Source organism: Pseudonocardia sp. ICBG162, from assembly GCF_020496225.1.
In the GTDB taxonomy this organism is placed as follows: Bacteria; Actinomycetota; Actinomycetes; order Mycobacteriales; family Pseudonocardiaceae; genus Pseudonocardia; species Pseudonocardia alni.
In genome coordinates this window covers 565,142-585,348 of record NZ_JAHLJD010000017.1, presented here as the reverse complement: position 1 = coordinate 585,348, position 20,207 = coordinate 565,142, and the positions used below count along the sequence as shown (strand labels likewise).

Below are 20,207 nucleotides of genomic sequence, written 5' to 3'. Positions count from 1 at the left end.
ACCCTCGGCCGGGCCGGTCGCGGCAACGGTGTCGTGACCGTCCGAGGGAGGTCGGAATGACCGGACGCGTGGTCGACGCGCTCGTCGTCGGGGCGGGCTTCGCGGGGCTCCGCAGCCTGCACACGCTGCGCGAGCGCGGCTACGACGTGGCCGTGGTCGAGGCCAACGACGACATCGGCGGGGTCTGGTACGTCAACCGGTACCCGGGCGCCCGCTGCGACGTGGAGAGCTACGACTACTCGCTGTCGTTCTCACCCGAGCTGGAGCAGGAGTGGCGCTGGAGCGAGCGCTACGCCACCCAGCCGGAGATCCTGCGCTACGTCGAGCACGTCGCGCAGCGGTTCGACCTGCGGCGCGACGTGCACCTGTCCACCCGGATGGAGCGCGCCGAGTTCGACGAGACCACCGGGCGCTGGCGGGTCGACACCGATCGCGGCACCTGGGACGCCCGGTACCTGGTGATGGCGACCGGGCAGCTGTCGGTCCGCGCCGCCCCCGGGATCCCCGGCGCCGACGACTTCGCGGGCACCACCCTGCACACCGCGGACTGGCCGCACGAGGGCGCGGACCTGTCCGGGAAGCGGGTCGGGGTGATCGGCACCGGCTCCTCGGGCACCCAGCTGATCCCGGTCGTCGCCCGGGAGGCGGCGCACCTGACGGTCTTCCAGCGCACCCCGAACTTCTCGGTCCCGGCGAACAACGGGCCGATCGACGACGCCCGCGACGCCGAGGTCAAGGCCGGCTACGCCGACCGTCGCGAGCGGGCGCGCCGCTCCCCGAGCGGGCTCGGGTTCGTCCCGAACAAGCAGTCCGCGCTGGAGGTGTCCGACGACGAGCGTCGCGCGCTCTACGAGGAGCAGTGGCGCACCGCCGGGTTCGGCTTCCTGCTGGCCTACTACGACCTGATGCTCGACCAGGAGGCCAACGACACCGCCGCCGACTTCGTCCGCGCCAAGATCGCCGAGAAGGTCGACGACCCGGCGACCGCGGAGAAGCTGATGCCGCGCGGCCACCCGTTCGGCGCGAAGCGGCCGCCGGTGGACTCGGGTTACTTCGAGACCTTCAACCGCGACGACGTCGACCTCGTCGACCTGCGCGAGACCCCGATCGAGCGGATCACCCCCACCGGGGTGCGCACCACCGCCGGCGAGGTCGGGCTCGACGTCCTCGTGTTCGCCACCGGCTTCGACGCGATGACCGGGGCCCTGCTGCGCCCGGAGATCGCCGGCCGGGGCGGGGAGACCCTGCGCGAGCACTGGGACGCCGGGCCGCGGACCTACCTGGGCGTCGGCGTCGCCGGGTTCCCGAACCTGTTCGTGATCGCCGGGCCGGGCAGCCCGTCGCTGCTGTCGAACGTTCTGCTGTCCATCGAGGCGCACGTGGACTGGCTCGCGGACCTGCTCGACCACGCGAGGGACCGCGGCGCGACCGTCGTCGAGGCCGACCCCGGTGCCGAGGCCCGCTGGGTCGAGCAGGTCAACGCCCGCGCCGAGGCGACGCTCTACCCGCGGGCCGACTCCTACTACATGGGCACGAACGTGCCGGGCAAGCCACGCGTCTTCACCCCCTACGTCGGCGGGGTGCGCGGCTACCGGCGGATCCTGGAGTCCGTCGTCGCCGACGGCTACGACGGCTTCCTCCTGTCCGGGAAGGGACGGGACGTGAGGGCGTCGTGACCGCGCACCCGCTGCCCCCGGCGCAGCGGCGGGCCGCGATCGGGGCCCGGCACCCGCGGTGGGTGCCCCGCACGCTGGCCGGGGCGCTCGACGCGGCCTGCGCGGAGTTCGCGGACCGGCCGTTCGTGGTCACCGAGGCCGGGACGTGGACCTACCGCGAGCTGCGGGCGTGGGCGGACCGGCTGGCCGGGGGCCTCGCCCGGCTCGGCGTCGGCCGCGGCGACCGGGTCGCGGTCGTCCTGCCCAACGACGCCGAGTTCCCCGCCCTGCGCTACGCGATCGCCCGGCTCGGCGCGGTCACCGTGCCGGTCAACACGGCCAACCGGACCGCCGAGCTCGGCTTCGTGCTGCGCCGCTCCGGTGCCCGCGTGCTGGTCACGGTCGACCGGTTCCGCGACGTCGACCACCTCGCCGCGCTCGACGCGCTGGCCCCCGGCTGGGCGGAGCGGCCCGGCGGCGCGGGCGGGGAGGCGCTGCCGGACCTGCGCCACGTCGTCGTGCACCCCGGGGGCGCGGCCCCGCCGCGGCCCGGCGTCACCACCGTGGCCGACCTCGCCGCCGCCGACCCGGTCACGGCGACGGCGGGGGAGCCCGGCGACGTCGCCGACATCCTGTTCACCTCCGGCACCACCGGCGAGCCCAAGGGCGTCCAGCTCACCCACGACATGCTGCTGCGCACCGCCTACGGCTCCACCTGGGGCCGGGCCTACGCCGACGGGCACCGCGTGGTGTTCTCGCTGCCGTTGTTCCACGTCTACGGCTACGTCGAGGGCCTGCTCACCGTCGGGTTCGTCGGCGGCGCGGTGATCACCCGGCGCACCTTCGACCCGGCCGCGCTGCTCGCCGCGATCGAGGCCCACCGCGCCCACGACGCGCTGCTGATCCCGACGATGACCGCCGAGCTGGTCCGGGTGCAGCGCGAGCGCGGGTACGACCTGTCGTCGCTCACCCACCTGTACTCCTCGGGCGGGGTGTCCCCGCACGGGATCTGGGCCGAGATCGACGAGGTGCTCGCCCCCGGCGAGGTCGTCACCGGCTACGGCATGAGCGAGACGACGGCGTCGACCACCTGCACCTGGCCGGAGGACCCGGCGGAGCGCCGCGCGACGACCAACGGCTGCGTCAAGACCGCGGGCGTGGCCGGTGACCCGGCACGGGGCGGACGCCTCGTCGAGTACCGGGTGCTCGACACCGCGACGCTCGCCGAGCTGCCGGCCGGCGCGGCCGGGGAGCTGGTGTGCCGCGGCCCGGGCGTCACCCCCGGCTACTACCGCAACCCCGAGGCCGACGCGGCCGCGTTCCTGCCCGGCGGCTGGCTGCGCACCGGGGACCTGGGCACGTTCGACGCCGACGGCTACCTGCACCTGGTCGGGCGGACCAAGGACAGCTACCGCCGCGGCGGCGAACAGGTCGTGCCCGGCGACGTCGAGGCCGTCCTGGCCCGGCACCCGAGCGTGCACCAGGCGTTCGTCGTGCCGGTGCCCGACGCCCGCAGCGGCGAGGCCGGATGGGCGTGGGTCGTGCCGCGCGCCGGGCACACCGTCGACGCCGGGGTGCTCGTCGCCTGGTCCGCGGAGCACCTGGCCCGGTTCAAGGTGCCCCGGCACGTCGCGGAGATCGCCGTCGACGACGTCCCGCTGACCCCGTCGGGGCGCGCACGGAAGTTCCTGCTGGCCGAGCGGGCGGCGCGGGAGCTGCACCCCGGCGGCTGAGGCGGGTGGGTCAGTCCGCGTCGCGCTCCGCGGCGAGTGCCTTCCCGGCGCGCACGAGCACGTCGAGCTGGGCGCGGTTGTACAGCTCCCGCATCGCCCGGCCCAGGGTCTGCTCCGCCCGCTGCTCCCCGACGGGTGCGTCGGTGTTCGGCGCGACCAGGCCGGGATGGGTCTCGTAGAGCGCACGCAGGTACGGCACCATCCGGTCGGCGAGCTCCTGGCGGGTGGCCTCGTCGGCGTCCGCCGGGAGCGTGTCGAACCGGTCCTGCGTCGGGTCCGGGCGGGCGTCGGCCAGCATGTCCGCGACGGCCTGCAGCCGCTCCGAGCCCAGCACCCGCGGCAGGACGAGGGTGAGCGACCGGTCGGCGTCGGACATCGGCTGGTCCGCGGCCGCGGCGAACTCGGTGGGCAGGTCGGTCGGTGCGGCGCCGTCCAGGATCAGCGCGAGCTCGGCGCGGGCCTGCTGCAGCCGGTCGATGGTGGCGGCCAGCTCGGCGTCCAGCGCGCGGGCGGCCTCCTCCGGGTGGGCGTCGGCCTCGTTCATCTCGGAGATCTGGGCCAGCGAGAACCCGAGGTCGACGAGCCGCTTGATCCGCAGCAGCCGCACCAGGTGCGCCACCCCGTACTGCTTGTAGCCGTTCGCGCGCCGATCGGGCTCGGCCAGCAGCCCGATGTCGTGGTAGTGCCGCACCGCCCGCAGGCTGGTCCCCGCCAGCTCGGCGACCTCACGGGTGCTCCAGGTCACGACGTCCCCCTCGTCCGGTTCCTGCTCCTCCACCACCCTGCCGTATCCGGCGGTCAGCGCCCCGAGTGGGCGTCGGCGTAGTGGTCGAAGAACAGCGCCGCGGTCAGCTCGCCGCGCCCGGACACGCCGAACTTCGCGAACAGCCGCTTGACGTGGTCGAGCACCGTGTACTCGCTCATCCCGCACTCGCGGGCGATCCGCCGGTTCGACGCGCCCCGGGCGAGCGCGGCGAGCACCTGCCGTTCACGTGGGGTGAGGCCCTTGCTGCGCACCACGAGGTCGGCGACCTGGTGCGGGCGCACCTCCTCCACGACGACGGCGAGCGCCCCGCCCAGCGGCGACGCCCGGAACGACAGCCACCGGCCGTCGGTCAGCGGGACCGTGCCCTCGGCCGGCAGGCCCGCGGCCCGGCGCGCCGCGACCGCCTGCACCACCTGCGGGACGGCGTCGCCGCCGAGCAGGGCACGGGCGTCCTCGGACAGGTCGAGCACCCGGCCGTCGGCGTCGGTGAGGATCGTCCCGGCCGGGGCACCGCCGACCAGGTCGCGCCCCGTCCGCACCAGCGCGTCGCGCAGGGCCTCGCCGAGCGGGCGGGCCACCGCCGAGGCCGCGGCGACGTCGGCGGCGGCGAACGTGCCGCCCGCCCGCAGCAGCACCGCCGCGCCCCAGGTGGTGCGGCCGTCGTGCAGCGGCACCCGCAGCTCGTCGGTGAACCCGCGCGGGGCCAGGACGTCGCGGTAGCGGGCGCTGGCCGCCGGGTCCCCGCCGGTGACGGCGCTCAGCGCCCCGGCCCGGCCGGTCGCGGCGACGTCGGTCAGCTTCAGCACGTCGTCGACGCGGTACTCGTTGTCGAACACCGCGTTCTCGAACGCCACGTCGCGTTCGGCGCCCACCAGCACGCAGTCCGACCACAGCAGCGTCGCCGGGTCCAGCACCGCCCACACCGCGAGGTCGGCCGGGACCCGGCGGGCGAGCGCCGCGGCGGCACGGCGACGCAGCTCGGCGTGGTCGGCCACGGGGCCACCCCCCTGGAAGCAGGGATGGGACCGGCACCCGCCGCTCCCTACCGTCGTCCCAGCAGCACACCCCACAGGAGGCCGCCATGGAAGCCAGGATCATCACGACTGACGACGCCGACGCGTTCGGCATGCCGCACACCCGCGCCGTCCCGCTCGCCACCGGCGTCGACACCGGCGACGCCTGGGAGGCACTCGAGCTGACGCTGGGCCCGGGTGCGGCGTCGCCGCCGCACACGCTGTCCGCGGACAAGGTGTTCTACCTGGCCGCCGGCGAGCTCGACGTCGACCTCGACGGCGTCACCCACCGGCTGCGCGCCGGGGACGTCGCGCACGTCCCGGCCGGGGTGCTGCACCGCTACCGGGCCGACACCGACGCCCGGCTGGTCGTGCTGGTGACGGGTGCGACGCAGGTGCCGTTCCTGCGCGGGATGAGCGAGCTCGGGCGCTCCGGCCCGCCCGCGCCGGACGCGGTCGCCGCGCACGCCGCCGGGCACGGGGTGCGGATCGCGGCACCGTCGGCGGGCTGACCGGACGGTCCCCGGGATGCCAGACTGCGCCGGAGGAGGTCGGCATGGCGGTGGTGGTGATCGTCGGCTGCGGCGCGATGGGCTCGGTGTACGCCGGGCTGATGGCCGACGCCGGGCACGAGGTGCACGCCGTCTGCCGGCGCGCCGGGCACACCGCGGCGGTGCGGGAACGCGGCCTGCGGGTGACCGGGCACAGCGGTGACCGCACGGTCGGACTCGCCTCGGCGGTCCTCGACGCCGCCGACGTCACCCTCGACCGGCCCGCGGACCTGGTGATCGTCGCGACGAAGGCCTACGACGTCGCCGTCGCCGCGCGGTCGTGCACGCATCTGGTCGGCCCGGGCACGGTCGTGCAGACCATCCAGAACGGGCTCGGTTCCCCGGAGGTCGCGGCCGCCGAGCTGGACCCGGGGCGGATCGCGGTCGGCGTCGTCGGCGGGTTCGGGGCGTCGCTGCCCGAGCCGGGCGTCGCGCACCACAACGGCATGGAGATGGTCCGCTTCGGCCCCTACGACGGGCTGCCCGCGGCGCAGCTGGAGGCCTCGGCGGAGATCTGGCGCTCGTCGGGCTTCGCGGTCGCGCTCTACACCGACCTGGGCCGGATGGTGTGGGAGAAGCTGGTCATGAACGCGGCGTTCTCCGGCTCGACCTGTCTGACCGGGCTCACCATCGGCGGGGTGCTCGAGGACCCCGACGCCTGGGCCGTCGCCCGCGCCTGCGCGGCCGAGGCCGTCGCGGTGGCGGCGGCGTCCGGGGTGACCCTGCAGGTCGGCGACCCGATCGAGCACGTCCGTCGCCTCGGCGGCGCCATCCCGCACGCCCGCCCGTCGATGCTGCTCGACGCGCTCGCCCGGCACCGCTGCGAGGTCGACGCCATCAACGGGGCGGTGGCCCGCGAGGGCGCCCGGCTCGGCGTGCCGACCCCGGTCAACGCCACCGTCGCCCGGACCATCCGGGCCCGCGAGAGGACCTGGCTGTGACCGAGCACCTCATCCGCTACTCCGGCCGCGGCGGCTTCACCCCCGGCGTGATCGCCCGGGCCCAGGGAGCACCGTCACCACCGAGGACGGCCGGGAGCTGCTCGACTTCACCTCCGGGCAGATGAGCGCGATCCTCGGGCACTCGCACCCGGAGATCGTCGCGACCGTCCGCGACCAGGTCGGGCGGCTCGACCACCTCTACAGCGGGATGCTGTCGCGGCCGGTGCTGGAGCTGTGCGAGCGGCTGTGCGCCTCGGTCGGCGGCGGCCTGGACCGGGCGATGCTGCTGACCACCGGCGCGGAGTCCAACGAGGCCGCGATCCGGATGGCCAAGCTCGTCACCGGCCGGCACGAGATCGTCTCCTTCGCCCGGTCCTGGCACGGCATGACCCAGGCCGCGGCGAACGCGACCTACGTCGCCGGCCGCGCCGGGTACGGGCCCGCCGCCCCCGGCAACTTCGCGCTGCCGGTTCCCGACCGCTACCGCCCCGACCTCGTCGACGACGCCGGGGAGCTCGACTGGCGCCGCCAGCTCGACCTCGGGTTCGCCCTGATCGACGCCCAGTCCGTCGGCAGCCTCGCCGCCTGCATCGTCGAGCCGGTGCTGTCCTCCGGCGGGGTCGTCGACCTGCCGCCGGGCTACCTGGCGGCGCTGCGCGACAAGTGCCACGAGCGCGGCATGCTGTTGATCCTCGACGAGGCCCAGACCGGTCTGTGCCGCACCGGCGACTGGTACGCCCACCAGCGCGACGGCGTGGTCCCCGACATCCTCACGCTGTCCAAGACGCTCGGGGCGGGCCTGCCGCTCGCCGCCGTCCTCACCACGGCCGCGATCGAGCAGGTCGCGCACGAGCGCGGCTTCCTGTTCTTCACCACCCACGTCAACGACCCCCTCCCGGCGGCGGTCGGGCTCACCGTGCTCGACGTGCTCACCCGCGACCGGCTCGACCTGCGCGCCCGCGAGCTGGGCACGCTGCTGCAGGACGGTCTGCGGGACCTGGCCCGCACGACCGGGATGATCGGCGACGTCCGCGGCCGCGGCCTGCTGGTCGGGCTGGAGCTGGCGGGCTCCGACACCGACGCGCTCGGGGCGGCCGTCACCGCGCGGTGCGCCGAGCTGGGACTGCACATGAACATCGTGCAGCTGCCCGGCATGGGCGGGACGTTCCGGATCGCGCCGCCGCTGACCGCGACCGAGGCCGAGATCCGCCGCGGCGTGGACATCCTCGGCACGGCCCTGGGGGAGGTGGCTCAGCCCTCGACGGCGGCCGCGAGCCGGTCCAGCGTCGCGGCGAGCCCGTCGGCGTCGACGACGGGCAGGTAGGGCAGCAGCCGCTCCAGGGTGACCTCGGACCAGTCGTAGACGTGGGTGACCCGGGTGCCGTCGCCCTCGGGGGCGAGGTGATGGGCCCAGCGCTGCCCGCCCCGGTCGCCGCCGTGGGTGGCGGGCGCCCACTCGATCTCGCGGTCCTCGACGAAGGTGACGACGTGGTTGTCGACCAGGTAGTCGCCCATGTCGCGGCCGTGCATCTCCATCACGAACACGTCCCCGGCGCCGGTCAGCCTGCCCTCGGTGCGCGACCGGAGCACCGTGCCCGAGGCGTCGATCTCCGGGTGCCGGGCGGGGGTGGCGAGCAGGTCGAACACCGCCGACGGCGGCGCGGCGACGTGACGGCTGGCGCTCAGCGACTTCTCGGTCATGGGGCCCGGATACCCGTCAGCGCGGCGTGACGATCAGCAGCTTCCCGTCGGGCCGGACCCGGACAGCCGCCCCGGCCGGGTCGCCGGCGAGCAGTTCCAGCAGCTCGTCGTCGCGGCCGCAGCCGACGAACCGCGCACCGCCGTCGTCGAGCCGGCCGACGACGACCGCGTGCCGGCTGCCGTCGCGGTCGTGGCGCACCGTCCAGGTCTCGACGGTCGCGGTGCCGTCGGCGGCGGTCGTCGTCGGGACGGTGGGCACGGCGTCGAGCCGGGCCTGGAGTGCGGCACTGTCGTCGTCGCGCCAGGGGGTGGGGCGGGTGGAGTAGACCCCGGCGGAGTACTTGGACAGGAACCCGCCGTTCGCACCGACCAGGCCGTACGTGCCCGGGTCGGCCCGCAGGCGTCGCACGACCTCGGCGACCGCGTGCATCGAGTAGTCGTTCCCCGGCCCGCCGAAGAACGGCAGCCCACCGGTGACGGTGAGCCCGCGCGGGTCGTCGGCGGCCAGCCCGAGGGGGTCGGCGACCGAGGACACCGCGATCGGGAAGCAGGAGTACAGGTCGATCGCGGCCAGGTCGTCCACGCCGGTCCCGGCGCGGTCGAGGGCGTGCCGGACGGCGGCCTCGGCGGCCGGGTAGGCGCCCAGGTCGGGGCGGTCGAGCACGGCGCGCTCGGTGAGGTCGGCGTGGCCGTGCAGGAACACCCACCGCTGCGGGTCGATCCCCAGGTCGTGGGCGGTGCCGACCGAGGTGAGGAGGACCGCGGCGCCCTGGTTGACCTGGTCGCGCGAGACGAGGAACCGCGGGTACGGGTCGGTGATCATCCGGTTGCGGTCGTCGGCGGTGACGAGCTCGTCGGGCTTGCGGACCTGTGGCGCGGCGGCGTGCGGGTGCCCGGCGGCGACCCGGGTGAACGGCGCGAACAGCTCGCCCATCCCGTGGGCGTAGGCGTCCCGGCCGAGGCCGAGCCGGGCGCGTCGGGCGTTCTCGCACAGCGCGTAGTAGGCGGCGGGGGAGAGCACGCCGTGCGCCTCGGCGACCGGGCTGCGCAGCTCCGAGCCGTACCCGCGGTCCTCCAGCGTGCCGCCGACGTGCTCGCCGTGGTCGGGCCGCTCGGCCTCGGGGCGCGACATCAGGTCCCGCACGGTCGACATCGCCTCGGCCCCGACGAGCAGCACCGCCCCGGCCTCCCCGCGGGCGATCGCGCCGGCGAACTCGGTGACCAGCCGCTGCGGGGACTGCCCGCCGACGACGTCGAGCACCGCCCGCCGCGGGTCGGCGCCGACGCGGCGGGCGACCGCGCGCGGGTAGTTGTCCGCCCGGCCCAGCGGCGCGACCGCCCCGGGCACCGACATCTCGAACTGCCGCACCCCGGCGACGACGGTCAGCGCCGCCGCGACCGCGGCCGGGTCGGCGCCGGTGTCGGCGAGCGCCGCGGCGGCCGCGGCGGCGCCGAGCCCGACCGGTGACAGGGCGGCGTAGCCGGGCTCGCCGATCCGCTCCGAGGCCTCTCCGACCCCGACGACGACGGGTGTCCGCGGGTCGAGGCTCATCGGACCAGCCCCGCCAGCGCGGCGATGCGCTGCTCGCAGCCGCGCGCCATCTCCCGGGTGATCTCACCCGCGCCGCGCAGCTCGGTGAACGCGCCGACGACCTGCCCGACGAAGAACGACTGCAGCTCCGTCGCTCCCGGGTTCCCGGCGTCGGCGGCGGCGTCGATGCTCGACCAGGCCTGCAGGGTGAGCAGCGGCTGCAGCGGCATCGGCAGCGGCGCCGGCGCGCCGGGTGCGGACCACGCGTCGTGGTAGGCGCTGCGCAGCTGCCGGGCGGGCTTACCGGTCCGGGCGGGGGAGCGGACGGTGTCGCCGCTGCCCGCGGCGAGGAACTTGCGCTTCACCGACTCCGGCGCCACGTCCTCCACACTGGACAGCCACACCGAGCCGCACCACACCCCGGCCGCGCCGAGCGCGAGCGCGGCGGCCATCTGGTCGCCCGAGGCGATGCCGCCCGCGGCCAGCACCGGACGGTCCCCGGCGACGCCGACGATCTCCGGGGTCAGCACCGTCGTCGCGATCGTGCCGGTGTGCCCACCGGCCTCGGTGCCCTGCGCGACGAGCACGTCGACCCCGGCCGCGAGCTGCCGTTCGGCGTGCCGGCGGGTCCCGACCAGCGCGGCGACGGCCATCCCGGCGTCGTGCGCGCGCTCCACGAGGTGCGGCGGCGCGGTACCGAGCGCGTTCGCGACGAGCGCCGGCCGGTGGGCGAACACCGCGTCGAGCTGGGCCTCGGCGCCGCGCCGGCTCATCCCCGCCGCGATCGCGTCGCGCCCGGGGTCGACCGGCAGCCGCGGGATGCCGTAGCGGTCGAGCAGGTCGTCGACGAAGGCGAGGTGCTCGGCCGGGAGCTGCGCACGCAGCGTGGCGACCAGGTCCTCCCGGTCGGCACCGGTGTCGGCGGTCTTCTCCGGGACGAGCAGGTCGACCCCGTAGGGGCGCCCGTCGAGCTGCTCCTCGATCCAGGTCAGCTGCGCGTCGAGCTCCTCGGCGGTGTAGGAGACCGCGGCGAGCACCCCGAACCCGCCGGCGCGGCTCACCTCGGTCACCACCGCGGGGGACCGGTTGAACCCGACGATCGGGTGCTCGACGCCCAGCAGATCGGTCAGCGCTGTCCTGATCACACCGGTGAGCGTATTACGGACGGACACCGTCCATAAGTGGGTCGGTGGTCACAGCACCGTCTGGCAGGATCGCCGCCGTGCCCCCGCCGTCGCGCCGCAGCGGACGTCCGCGCGACCCGGACGTCGACCGTCGCGCCCTCGCCGCCGCCCGCGAGGTCTACGGCGAGCGCGGCTGGTCCGGGCTGTCGCTGGAGGAGGTGGCCCGCCGGTCGTCGATCGGGAAGGGGTCGCTGTACCTGCGCTGGCCGACCCGGGCGGCGCTGCTGGTGGCCGCGGTGCGTGACCGGGCCCGGTTCGTCGCCGACATCGACACCGGCTCGCTGCGCGAGGACCTGGTGACCTTCGCCGAGCTGTGGACGGCGTTCGCCACCAGCGACGACGGCCGGCTGGTCGAGCGGCTGCTCGTCGACTCCCACCGGGTCCCGGAGATCGCGGGCGCGCTCGCCGACGACGCCTATCCCGAGCACGTCCGTGGCGCCCGGACGATGGTGCGCCGCGGCATCGAGCGCGGCGAGCTCCCGGCCGGGACGTCGGTGGCACTGGTCGCGGACCTGGTCGCGGGGGCGGTGCGCAACCACGTCGCGACCACCCCCGCGCACCTCGCCGCCCGCGACGACGCCCGCGGCCACGCGGCCGCGGTCGTCGACACCGTCCTGGCCGGGGTACGGGCGCGGGCTCAGCCCTCACCGTAGGCGGCGGCGATCTCCTGCGGCCCGGCCCACCGGCTGTAGGTGGGGCCCTGCGGCCAGCCCTCGGGGGAGTCCTGCCAGACCTCCTGGCGGCCGTAGGGCAGCACGTCGACCAGCGGGAACAGGTGGGACAGCTGCTCGGTGCCGCGGCCGTCGGTGTGCCAGGTGCGGAAGACGCGGTCGCCGTCGCTCAGGAACACGTTGACCGCGAAGCCGCCCCCGGGCGGGGCGCCGACGTCGGTGCCGAAGCTGCTGTCGGCCGTCGAGTACCAGGTCATGGTGTTGCCGACGCGACGCCGGTAGGCCAGCGCCTCGTCGATCGGGCCCTGGGTGACGATCACGAAGCGGGCGTCGAACTTCTCCAGGCCGGCGAGCCGGGTGAACTGCGAGGTGAACCCGGTGCACCCGCCGCACTGCCAGTCGGCGCCGTCGTGCCACATGTGGCTGTAGACGATCAGCTGCGGGTGGCCGTCGAAGATCTCGGCGAGGCGGACGGGGCCGTCCTCGCCGCGCAGGACGTAGTCGGGCATCTCGACCATCGGCAGCCGGCGACGGGCGGCGGCGATGGCGTCGAGCTCGCGGGTGGCGGCCTTCTCCCGGACGCGCAGCGCGGCGAGCTCGCGCTCCCAGGTGGCGGTGTCGACGACGGGGGGCAGGGCGGCGGTGGTCGGCTCGGTCATGTGAGGGGTGACCGGCGTCGCGCCCGGAACTCATCGCTCACAGACCGGGCACAGGGAGCCGACAGCATCGCGACAGTGCCGGGACCGACGGTGATGCCAGTACGCCCCGACCCCGAGGAGATCGTCCGTGAGCACCGCGACCCCCGTCCGGCCGGGACGGCACCGCACCGCCCCTCCGCAGTCCGCCCCGCCCCCCGACACGCGCCCCGGGACGGTCCCGGCGGGCGCTCCACGCTGGGCGCGGCCCGGGCTGGTGGTGCTGCTCGCCGCGACCGCGCTGCTGTACCTGTGGGACCTGTCGTCGTCGGGCTGGGCGAACGACTTCTACGCCGCCGCGGTGCAGGCCGGGACGCAGTCTCCGACGGCGTGGCTGTTCGGGTCGCTGGACTCCGGGAACGCGATCACCGTCGACAAACCGCCCGCGGCGCTGTGGGTGATGGTGGCCTCGGCGCGGCTGTTCGGGTTCTCCTCGTGGAGCCTGCTCGTGCCGCAGGCCCTGATGGGTGTGGGCGCGGTGGCCCTGCTGCACGCGACGGTGCGGCGGTGGGCCGGGCCCGCCGCGGGTCTGCTCGCGGGCGCGGCGCTGGCGCTGACCCCGGCGGCGGTGCTGATGTTCCGGTTCGACAACCCGGACGCGCTGCTGACGCTGCTGCTGGTCGTCGCGGCCTGGGCCACCTCGCGCGCCGTCGACGCCGCCTCGGTGCGGACGTCCACCTGGTGGCTGGTCGCGGCCGGGTCGGCGGTCGGGTTCGCGTTCCTCACGAAGATGGGGCAGGCGCTGCTGGTCGTCCCGGCGCTCGGGCTGGTGTACCTGGTCGCGGGCTCGCCGCGGCTGCGGACCCGGATCCTGCAGCTGGGTGCCGCGGTGGCGGCGATGGTCGTCTCCGCGGGGTGGTTCATCGCGCTGGTGGAGCTGTGGCCCGCGTCCGACCGGCCCTACATCGGCGGGTCGACGACGAACTCGCTGCTCGAGCTCGCGCTGGGCTACAACGGCCTCGGCCGGCTGCTCGGCGGCACCGGCAACGGTGGCGGCGCCGGCGGGGGTGGCGGTGGTGGCGGTGGTGGTGGCAACACCGGCTTCGGCGGCTCGGCCGGTCCGCTGCGGCTGTTCACCGGTGAGCTCGCCTACGAGATCTCCTGGCTGCTGCCGGCCGCGCTGATCCTGCTCGTCGCCGGGCTGTGGGTCACCCGGCGGGCGCCGCGGACCGACCGGACCCGCGCGGCGCTGCTGCTGTGGGGTGGCTGGACGCTCGTCACGGCGGCGGTGTTCTCGATGATGAGCGGCACGATGCACCCGTACTACACGGTGGCGCTGGCCCCGGGGCTCGCCGGAGTGGTGGCCGTCGGCGGGGCGGCGCTGTGGCGGGAGCGGGGTGCCCGGTGGGCGCGGATCGTCGCCGCGACGACGGTGCTCGTCACCGGTGGCTGGGCGGTCGCGCTGCTGGTGGTGAGCGCGGAGTCCTTCTCCTGGCTGTGCTGGCCGGTCGGGGTGGTCACGGTGGTCGCGGCGGGGCTGATGCTCGCGCCCGGCCGGGGACGCGCGGTGGTGCGGTCCGGTCTGGTCGCGGTGCTGGTGGCGGGGATGCTCGGGACCGGGGTGTACGCGGTGGCGACGGCGTCGACCGGGCACACCGGCAGCATCCCGTCGGTCGGGACGGTGTCGAGCTCGTTCGGCACCGCCGCCGGTTCGTCCGGTGGTCCCGGCTCGGGCCCGGGATCGGCCGGTCCGGGGGGTCCGGGTGCGGCCGACGGCACGGGTGGGTTCGGTGGTGCCGGGGGAACGGCCCCGGGGCAGGGCGGTGGTGGACCCGGCTCCGGCGGCGCGACCTCGGCGGAGCTGACCGCACTGCTCGCCGCGACCCGGTCCTCGTCCGGGACGACCTGGGCGGCCGCGGTCGCCACCTCCCAGACCGCGGCGTCGCTGGAGCTGGCGAGTGGGACCGCGGTCATGTCGACCGGTGGGTGGGCCGGCAGCGACTCCGCCGTCACCCTCGCCGAGTTCCGGTCCGACGTGGAGCAGGGCCGGATCGCCTACTACGTGGCGGGCGGCCAGGGCGGCGGCCCCGGTGGGCAGAGCGACTCGACGAGCAGCCGGATAGCGACCTGGGTCGCCGAGCACTACACGGCGACGACCGTCGGTGGTCAGACCGTCTACGACCTGTCCGCCCCGACCTCCTGACACGCTCGTCGCCACCTCGCGCACCCCATCGGATCGGTGGGGTGCGCGCGGCGTTGCCGGTGGGTATGTGTCCGGGCGAGGGGCTGTATCCGGTCCCGGCCCCGCTCCCGGTCCCGGCCGAGCCAGGCCCGACGTAGCCAGGCCCGACGGATGCGGGGACGGCGCCGACCACATGCCGGTCCGATGGGCCGGCGGCGGGCGGGTGGGGCGTGGCGACGCGACGTAGCCCGGCCCGACGCAGCCCGGCGTGCACGCCGGCGCCGCGACGGGGCGGTCGTCGGCGTCGAGGTCAGGTCGGTGCGCGCGGTGGTGGTGCGGGCGGCAGTGGTGGTGCCGGACCGCAGTACCTGTGCCCGGTCGGTGTCACGGTGACCACGATGCCGTCGGGTGCGCGGAAGACCTGCCACCCGGGTTGTTCGCGGACGTGGTTGTGGAACTCGCACACCCCACGCCCGTTCTCCAGCTCCGTCCGCCCACCGTCGGCATCGCGGTGGATGTGGTCGACATGGCGGACGGGAGCGTCGCAGTAGGGCTCGGTGCACCGGTTCCCGGCGCGGGCTTTGACCAGGGTGGCGAGCAGTCCGGTGAAGGTACGCCTGCGGGAGTCGCCGCCGATGACCAGACCGTGGTCGGTGAGCAGTCTGCGCAGCGACTTGGTGCCCTCGGGGTTCGCGAGCAGGTCGACCGGCACCGGTCCGAGCCCGGGGATCTCGGCGGGCAGCGGGGAATGCGGGTCGAGCAGGGACTGCACGGGCACGGTGACCTGTACTTCGAGGTTCACCGCCGTCGCGGTGGCCTGTCCGGTGACGCGTTCGACGAGGGTGTCGGCCATCACCTGCCCGCGGGTGCGGGTCAGCGGCTGCGGGTCGACCTGGACCTCGACGAACGCTCTCTGGAGCGCGGCGAGGCAGGCGGCGCCCTGTTCGACCGGGACGTAGGTGGTCAGGTAGCTCATCGCATCCGGTGCCGGGCGCAGTGTCACTCGGCGTTCGGCCTTGGCGGCGTGGACGCGGGCGCGGAAGCGGTCGGGGGCGATCTCGGCGACCAGACGCCGGGTCATCGCCCGCAGCCGGCCGATGCCGTACCGGGTCAGGTCCCGGTTGGTGGCAAGCCGGGCGTCGACCTGCGCGCGTTGGGTGGTGTCGAGGTCGCGGCATTCGACGGCGATCGCGGTGACCTTCGCGGCGCTGAGCTCGCTGGCTCGGTGCAGGCCGCGGATCCGGTCGAGCCCGGAGTGCAGGTCGCGGGCGTTCGCCGCCCGGGTTCGGGCCTCGGTGGTGGAGACCCGGCAGGCGAGCTGGATCTGGGCGACCACGCTGCGGTGGAGCTTCTCGGGATCCAGGTCGGTCGAGCCGCTCTCCACCTGACTGCGGGCGAAGGCGCGGATCCGGCTCGCCTGGAGGGCGGCGAGCGAGGCCTGGAGGGCTTCGATCTGCTGGATCTGGTCGACCAGCTCGGCCTCGGACCACGCGCAGGTGTCGGCGCTGAGGGCTTGTTCGACGAGGAACCGGAGCAGGGTGAGGTCACCGGAGGGGAACCCGCCGCTGGGCACGCCGGTGGCGTGGGCGGGTGGTCCCTGGGTGGCGGTCACACCATCGACGATACTCGAACTAGTGTTCGACCGCTAGTTTCCGTTCACTATTGCGAATCCGTGGCCTGCGGCGATGCGGACAGTTCGCGACGGTGCCTCGTGGCGTGGTGGCCGCGCGCCGACAGGGGACAGTGAGATGCCGACCGGCTGCATCGTGAGGTGGCGCGAGAGGGACGGCCGCACCGGTTACCCGTCGTGACGGCGTGGCCGCCACCGGCAGGAGGTGGCGAGGACGGATCGCAGACGGCTCCGGGCACTGGTCCGGGCCGGGGTCCGGCGACCGCGCCGGGGGACGACGCGCGGACGAGTGCGGCCATCGGAGCGACGCTGCCACCCGGCCGACGCGACCCGGAACCGCGGAGCCTGACAGGGCCCTCAGCCCCACTTCTCCCGCACCGAGGTGAACACCTTCTGCCCGTACGAGAACTCCACGACGTTCCCGTCCGGATCGGTCAGCGCGCAGATGTACCCCACCGGCCCCGGCATCTGCCGCGGCTCCCAGTGCAGGCATCCCGCGTCCCGGGCGCGGTCGGCGGCGGCGTCGACGTCGTCGCGGGTCGGCACCTCGATCCCCAGGTGGGCGAAGGGGCGCAGCAGCCCCAGCTCGCCACCCTGCTCGGCGTCGAACGACACCAGGACCAGCACCATCGGCGTCTCCACCTGACCGGCGTTGGACAGCCAGGCGCTCCGCCCGGCGTCGTCGGAGAAGCGTTCGACGACGGTGAGGGGTGTCATCGTCGTGTAGAAGTCGATGGCGGCGTCGAGGTCGCCGGTGGGCAGCGCGACGTGGGTCCACCGCGCCTCGGTCAGCTGTGCGTCGGTCACGGGGATTCTCTACCCGACGACGCCGCGGTCGTGCAGCCCGCCGATGGTGCGCTCGTCGAGACCGAGGACGTCGGCGAGCACCTCGTCGGTCTCCCGGCCCAGCTCGGGGGCGGCGCCGGGGTCGCCGTGGTCGGCGTCCCACCGGATCGGCGAGCGCGCGGTGATGCCGGTGGCACCACCGGGCAGCGCCAGGTCGGCGAGCAGCGGGTGCCCTCCGGCGCGGTGCTCGGCGACGACGTGGGTCATCCCCTGGTAGCGGCCCCACAGCACCCGCGCCGTGTTCAGCTCGGACTCGACGGTCGCCGAGTCGCGCGCGGCGAACCACGGCCGCAGCACCGCCGCGATCGTCTCGCGCAGCCGGTAGCGCTCGGTCTCCGAGGTCAGGTCGGCGTCGAGGGCGGGCTCCAGTGCGGCGAACACGTCGCCGGTCCCGGTGACCGACACCAGGGCGTTCCACTGCGCCGGGGTCAGCGCGACGACCATCACCCGGTTCCCGTCGGAGCAGGCGAAGTCGACGCCGAAGCTGCCGTAGACGTGGTTGCCGTGCCGCGGCCGCTCGTGCCCGCGCTCATCGGCCTCGGAGAGCCACCCCAGGTTGGCGACGCCGGCCAGTGCCACGTCGGACAGCGCGATCTCGGAGTACACCCCGGCGCCGGTGCGGGAGCGCTGGTACACCCCGGCGAGCACGGCCGTCGCGACCGACATGCCGGTGACCAGGTCCCACGCGGGCAGCACGTGGTTGACCGGGGCCGCGCCCTCCTCGCTGCCGGTGATCTGCGGGATCCCGACCTCGGCGTTGACGGTGTAGTCGACGGCGGGGCGGCCGTCCGGGTAGCCCTGCACGCGCACGTGCACCAGGTCCGGGCGACGCGCGACGAGCGCGTCGTTGGCCATCCAGCGGCGGCCCACGACGTTGTCGACGAGGACACCGCGGTCCGGGCCCGGCGCCGTCGCCAGGCCGAGGACGAGCTCGCGGCCCTCGTCGGAGCGCAGGTCGATGCTGATCGACCGCTTGCCCTTGTTCAGCGATGCCCAGTAGTAGGAGTCGCCGGTGCCGTGCCCGGCGGCGGGCCAGCGACCGTGGTCGGGGCCGCCCCCGAGCGGGTCGATGCGGATGACCGAGGCCCCGAGCTGCGCGAGCGTCATGCCACCGGTGGGACCGGCGACGAAACTCGCGCACTCGACGACGTGCAGACCGGAGAGCGGGCGCGACATGGCGACCATCCTGCCCGGCGGTGCGGCCGGACGGATCAGAGGTGTTCGATCAGCCGCTGACGGGCCAGGCGCTCGACCATCTCGGGGAGCGCCGCGGCGGAGACGACGTCGAGGTCGCGGCGGGAGCCGCGCACGACGTGGTCGACGAGGTCCTGGGTGAAACGGCCGGCGAACTCGGCGGTGAGCCGGTCGACGGCGCCCCGGACGGTGGGGTCGGTGACGGGTGGGTGGACGGAGGCCTGCACAGGAGTGGTCGTTTCGGTCGAGGTGGTGTCCGGTACGCGGCGGAGTGCCGCGCCGCGCGGGTTCGCGCGGTGCCGGTACGGGGTCGGTGGCACCGGCCGTGGCCGGGGCGCCGGGTGGGCGCCTCCCGGGGACGGTCCGGGCGGTTCGTCACGGCCGGCGTGTCACCGGGCGCGATCGACTGACACCACCGTATCGGACATACGGGTGGCGCGTCGACCGATTACGCGGGCCCCGGCTGATCGCGGTCGAGGTGGACCTCGCGGTCCGGCTCGACCGCGACGACCCCCGTGACCGCCCGCAGGGCGTCCGGGTCGTCGCACGTCCCGACGACCACCCCGACCCCCGTGAGCACCTTCTCCACCTGCAGTCCGGCGGCCGCGCAGGCCCGCGCGACGTCGTCGGCGACGTGCCCGTCGGCCACCGACACCAGCAGCCTCCCGGTCGTGCTCATCGGCCCGGGGCCCGGACGAGGCCCGCGCCGACGTCGCCCGAGGGCAGCGGCAGCCGCTGGGCGGCCTGGGTGAGCTGGGTCCACAGGTCACGCCCGCGGGCCCCGGTGCGCTGCGACCACAGCGCCGCGATCCCGGAGACGTGCGGGGTGGCCATCGAGGTGCCCGAGATCGTGTTGGTGCGCTGGGGCATCGGCCACGACGAGTAGACGTCCACACCGGGACCGGCGATGTCGACCTGCCCGCCCTCGACCGCGGAGCTGGCCGCGGAGAAGTCGGCGATGGCCAGCGCGGCGTCCACCGCGGCGACCGCCATGATCGACGGGCTGTTCGCCGGGACGCCGACGAACCCGACGTTCCCGGTCGAGCGCTCGGCGTTGTTGCCGGCCGCGGCGACGATCAGGGTGCCCGCGTCCAGCGCGCGCCGCCCGGCGTTCTCGTAGGCGGCGGAGACCTCGTTCAGGTCCGCGCCCAGCGACATCGACACGACCTGCGCGCCGGAGGAGATCGCCCACTCGATGCCCTCGAGGATGCCGGCGTCGGTGCCGGAGCCGTCGTCACCGAGCACCTTGCCGACCAGGATCCTCGCCTCGTGGGCGATGCCGTAGCGGCGTCCCGAGCCGGGGGCGAGCGGCCCGCAGGAGGTGCCGATGCAGTGCGTGCCGTGCCCCTGCACGTCGGCGACCTCCTGGCCGTCGACGAACGAGCGCGACTCGATCTGCCGCCCGGCGAAGTCGGGGTGGCCGAGGTCGAGGCCGGTGTCGAGGACGGCGACGGTGATCCCGGCGCCGGTCTCGGCGGCGACGTCCGCGCCCGTGGCCTGCAGCCCCCAGGTGACCTGGTCGTTGTCGGCGAACCGGGCCGCGACGGGCGCGTCGGCGGTCTCCGACGCGGCGGCGCGCTCGGCCAGGAAGCCCGCCGCGTCGGCGAACCCGCGCAGGTAGTCGGCGCTCAGCCCGGGCCCGGACAGGGCACGCAGCACGCGTTCGGGCTCCACCGACAGCACCCGGCGGTCGGCCCGCACGGTGCGCAGCCGGGCCGGGTCCAGCTCGGCGACGGCGACGCCGAGCCGGGCGAACAGCGTCGGGTGGACCCCCGGGGTGTCGTCGCGGCTGCTGGTCACCTCGGACAGACCGGTCAGCTCCGCCACCGCCGAGCGTGCCGTGTCGTGGTCGGCCAGCAGGTCGTCGCTGAGCACCAGCAGGTACCGGCCGGTCAGCGTGCCTGCGGTCCGGCCCGGGACGGCCGCGTGCAGGTCCACCATGTCGCCTCCGTCGATCGACTCGTGACCACCCAT

The 20,207-nt window shown here is 75.3% G+C and carries 18 protein-coding genes and 1 pseudogene; 7 read left to right on the top strand and 12 right to left on the bottom strand.

Translation table 11 applies throughout. The features are described 5' to 3' along the window. Nucleotides 1-56 precede the first annotated feature (56 nt). Nucleotides 57-1,676, top strand: coding sequence for an NAD(P)/FAD-dependent oxidoreductase (locus KPL60_RS16810; protein ID WP_226366410.1), 1,620 nt, complete (start codon nt 57-59; stop codon nt 1,674-1,676). Continuing rightward, the gene (locus KPL60_RS16805; protein WP_226366409.1) at nt 1,673-3,388 is read left to right on the top strand and encodes a class I adenylate-forming enzyme family protein; all 1,716 of its coding nucleotides are present in this window, start codon (nt 1,673-1,675) and stop codon (nt 3,386-3,388) included. Before KPL60_RS16810 ends, KPL60_RS16805 begins: the two co-directional genes overlap by 4 nt. A gap of 10 nt (nt 3,389-3,398) precedes the next feature. Here the strand turns inward: KPL60_RS16805 and KPL60_RS16800 are convergent, their stop codons facing one another. Then, complete coding sequence (locus KPL60_RS16800; protein WP_374203656.1) at nt 3,399-4,166, bottom strand: MerR family transcriptional regulator; 768 nt, start codon at nt 4,164-4,166, stop codon at nt 3,399-3,401. Nucleotides 4,167-4,186: 20 nt separating this feature from the next. Beyond that, on the bottom strand, nt 4,187-5,149 hold the full coding sequence (locus KPL60_RS34715) for a helix-turn-helix transcriptional regulator (RefSeq protein ID WP_062396460.1): 963 nt from the start codon (nt 5,147-5,149) through the stop codon (nt 4,187-4,189). Between the two features lie 86 nt (nt 5,150-5,235). Here KPL60_RS34715 and KPL60_RS16790 point away from each other — a divergent pair, with 86 nt between their 5' ends. The 3 genes and pseudogenes from KPL60_RS16790 to KPL60_RS16780 all read left to right on the top strand — a co-directional run bounded on the left by KPL60_RS16790 (nt 5,236) and on the right by KPL60_RS16780 (nt 7,983). Further along, entirely contained in the window at nt 5,236-5,679 is a 444-nt protein-coding gene (locus tag KPL60_RS16790; RefSeq protein ID WP_062396457.1) for a cupin domain-containing protein, read from the top strand. A gap of 44 nt (nt 5,680-5,723) precedes the next feature. Continuing rightward, nucleotides 5,724-6,659 carry a ketopantoate reductase family protein gene (locus KPL60_RS16785; RefSeq protein WP_226366408.1) on the top strand — a complete coding sequence of 312 codons (936 nt, stop codon included), beginning with the start codon at nt 5,724-5,726 and terminating at the stop codon, nt 6,657-6,659. After that, nucleotides 6,650-7,983 (top strand): annotated as a pseudogene (locus tag KPL60_RS16780) (aspartate aminotransferase family protein). The gene KPL60_RS16785 and the pseudogene KPL60_RS16780 overlap by 10 nt, the downstream one beginning before the upstream one ends. On the opposite strand, the gene KPL60_RS16775 reads toward KPL60_RS16780, so the two are convergent. Genes KPL60_RS16775 through KPL60_RS16765 form a run of 3 tightly spaced genes read right to left on the bottom strand, consistent with a single transcriptional unit; the run spans nt 7,911 to nt 11,036 of the window. After that, a complete protein-coding gene (locus KPL60_RS16775; protein WP_226366407.1) occupies nt 7,911-8,360 on the bottom strand; it encodes an SRPBCC family protein in 450 nt (149 codons plus the stop codon). The pseudogene KPL60_RS16780 and the gene KPL60_RS16775 overlap by 73 nt on opposite strands. A 16-nt stretch (nt 8,361-8,376) precedes the next feature. Further along, nucleotides 8,377-9,912: an acetyl-CoA acetyltransferase gene (locus KPL60_RS16770; RefSeq protein WP_226366406.1), complete on the bottom strand. Its 1,536-nt coding sequence runs from the start codon at nt 9,910-9,912 to the stop codon at nt 8,377-8,379. Beyond that, nucleotides 9,909-11,036: a nitronate monooxygenase family protein gene (locus tag KPL60_RS16765; protein ID WP_226350568.1), complete on the bottom strand. Its 1,128-nt coding sequence runs from the start codon at nt 11,034-11,036 to the stop codon at nt 9,909-9,911. The genes KPL60_RS16770 and KPL60_RS16765 overlap by 4 nt, the downstream gene beginning before the upstream one ends. A gap of 77 nt (nt 11,037-11,113) precedes the next feature. Here KPL60_RS16765 and KPL60_RS16760 point away from each other — a divergent pair, with 77 nt between their 5' ends. Next, nucleotides 11,114-11,728, top strand: coding sequence for a TetR/AcrR family transcriptional regulator (locus tag KPL60_RS16760; RefSeq protein ID WP_226350569.1), 615 nt, complete (start codon nt 11,114-11,116; stop codon nt 11,726-11,728). On the opposite strand, the gene KPL60_RS16755 is transcribed toward KPL60_RS16760, so the two are convergent. Further along, nucleotides 11,713-12,405, bottom strand: a complete 693-nt coding sequence (locus KPL60_RS16755) for a DUF899 family protein (RefSeq protein WP_226366405.1) — start codon at nt 12,403-12,405, stop codon at nt 11,713-11,715. The genes KPL60_RS16760 and KPL60_RS16755 overlap by 16 nt on opposite strands. A gap of 127 nt (nt 12,406-12,532) precedes the next feature. On the opposite strand from KPL60_RS16755, the gene KPL60_RS16750 reads away from it, so the two are divergent. Then, nucleotides 12,533-14,584, top strand: a complete 2,052-nt coding sequence (locus KPL60_RS16750; protein WP_226366404.1) for a glycosyltransferase family 39 protein — start codon at nt 12,533-12,535, stop codon at nt 14,582-14,584. Between the two features lie 289 nt (nt 14,585-14,873). Here KPL60_RS16750 and KPL60_RS16745 read toward each other — a convergent pair whose 3' ends face one another. The 6 genes from KPL60_RS16745 to KPL60_RS16720 form a co-directional block, all read right to left on the bottom strand. Then, the gene (locus tag KPL60_RS16745) at nt 14,874-16,175 is read right to left on the bottom strand and encodes an HNH endonuclease signature motif containing protein (RefSeq protein WP_226366403.1); all 1,302 of its coding nucleotides are present in this window, start codon (nt 16,173-16,175) and stop codon (nt 14,874-14,876) included. A gap of 375 nt (nt 16,176-16,550) precedes the next feature. Next, complete coding sequence (locus KPL60_RS16740) at nt 16,551-17,000, bottom strand: VOC family protein (protein WP_060711293.1); 450 nt, start codon at nt 16,998-17,000, stop codon at nt 16,551-16,553. Between the two features lie 9 nt (nt 17,001-17,009). Continuing rightward, entirely contained in the window at nt 17,010-18,215 is a 1,206-nt protein-coding gene (locus KPL60_RS16735; protein WP_226350573.1) for a CoA transferase, read from the bottom strand. Between the two features lie 35 nt (nt 18,216-18,250). Further along, on the bottom strand, nt 18,251-18,460 hold the full coding sequence (locus KPL60_RS16730) for a hypothetical protein (protein WP_226350574.1): 210 nt from the start codon (nt 18,458-18,460) through the stop codon (nt 18,251-18,253). 221 nt (nt 18,461-18,681) lie between these two features. Next, entirely contained in the window at nt 18,682-18,912 is a 231-nt protein-coding gene (locus KPL60_RS16725) for a hypothetical protein (RefSeq protein ID WP_226366402.1), read from the bottom strand. Further along, complete coding sequence (locus KPL60_RS16720) at nt 18,909-20,174, bottom strand: S8 family serine peptidase (protein ID WP_226366401.1); 1,266 nt, start codon at nt 20,172-20,174, stop codon at nt 18,909-18,911. The genes KPL60_RS16725 and KPL60_RS16720 overlap by 4 nt, the downstream gene beginning before the upstream one ends. Nucleotides 20,175-20,207 lie beyond the last annotated feature (33 nt).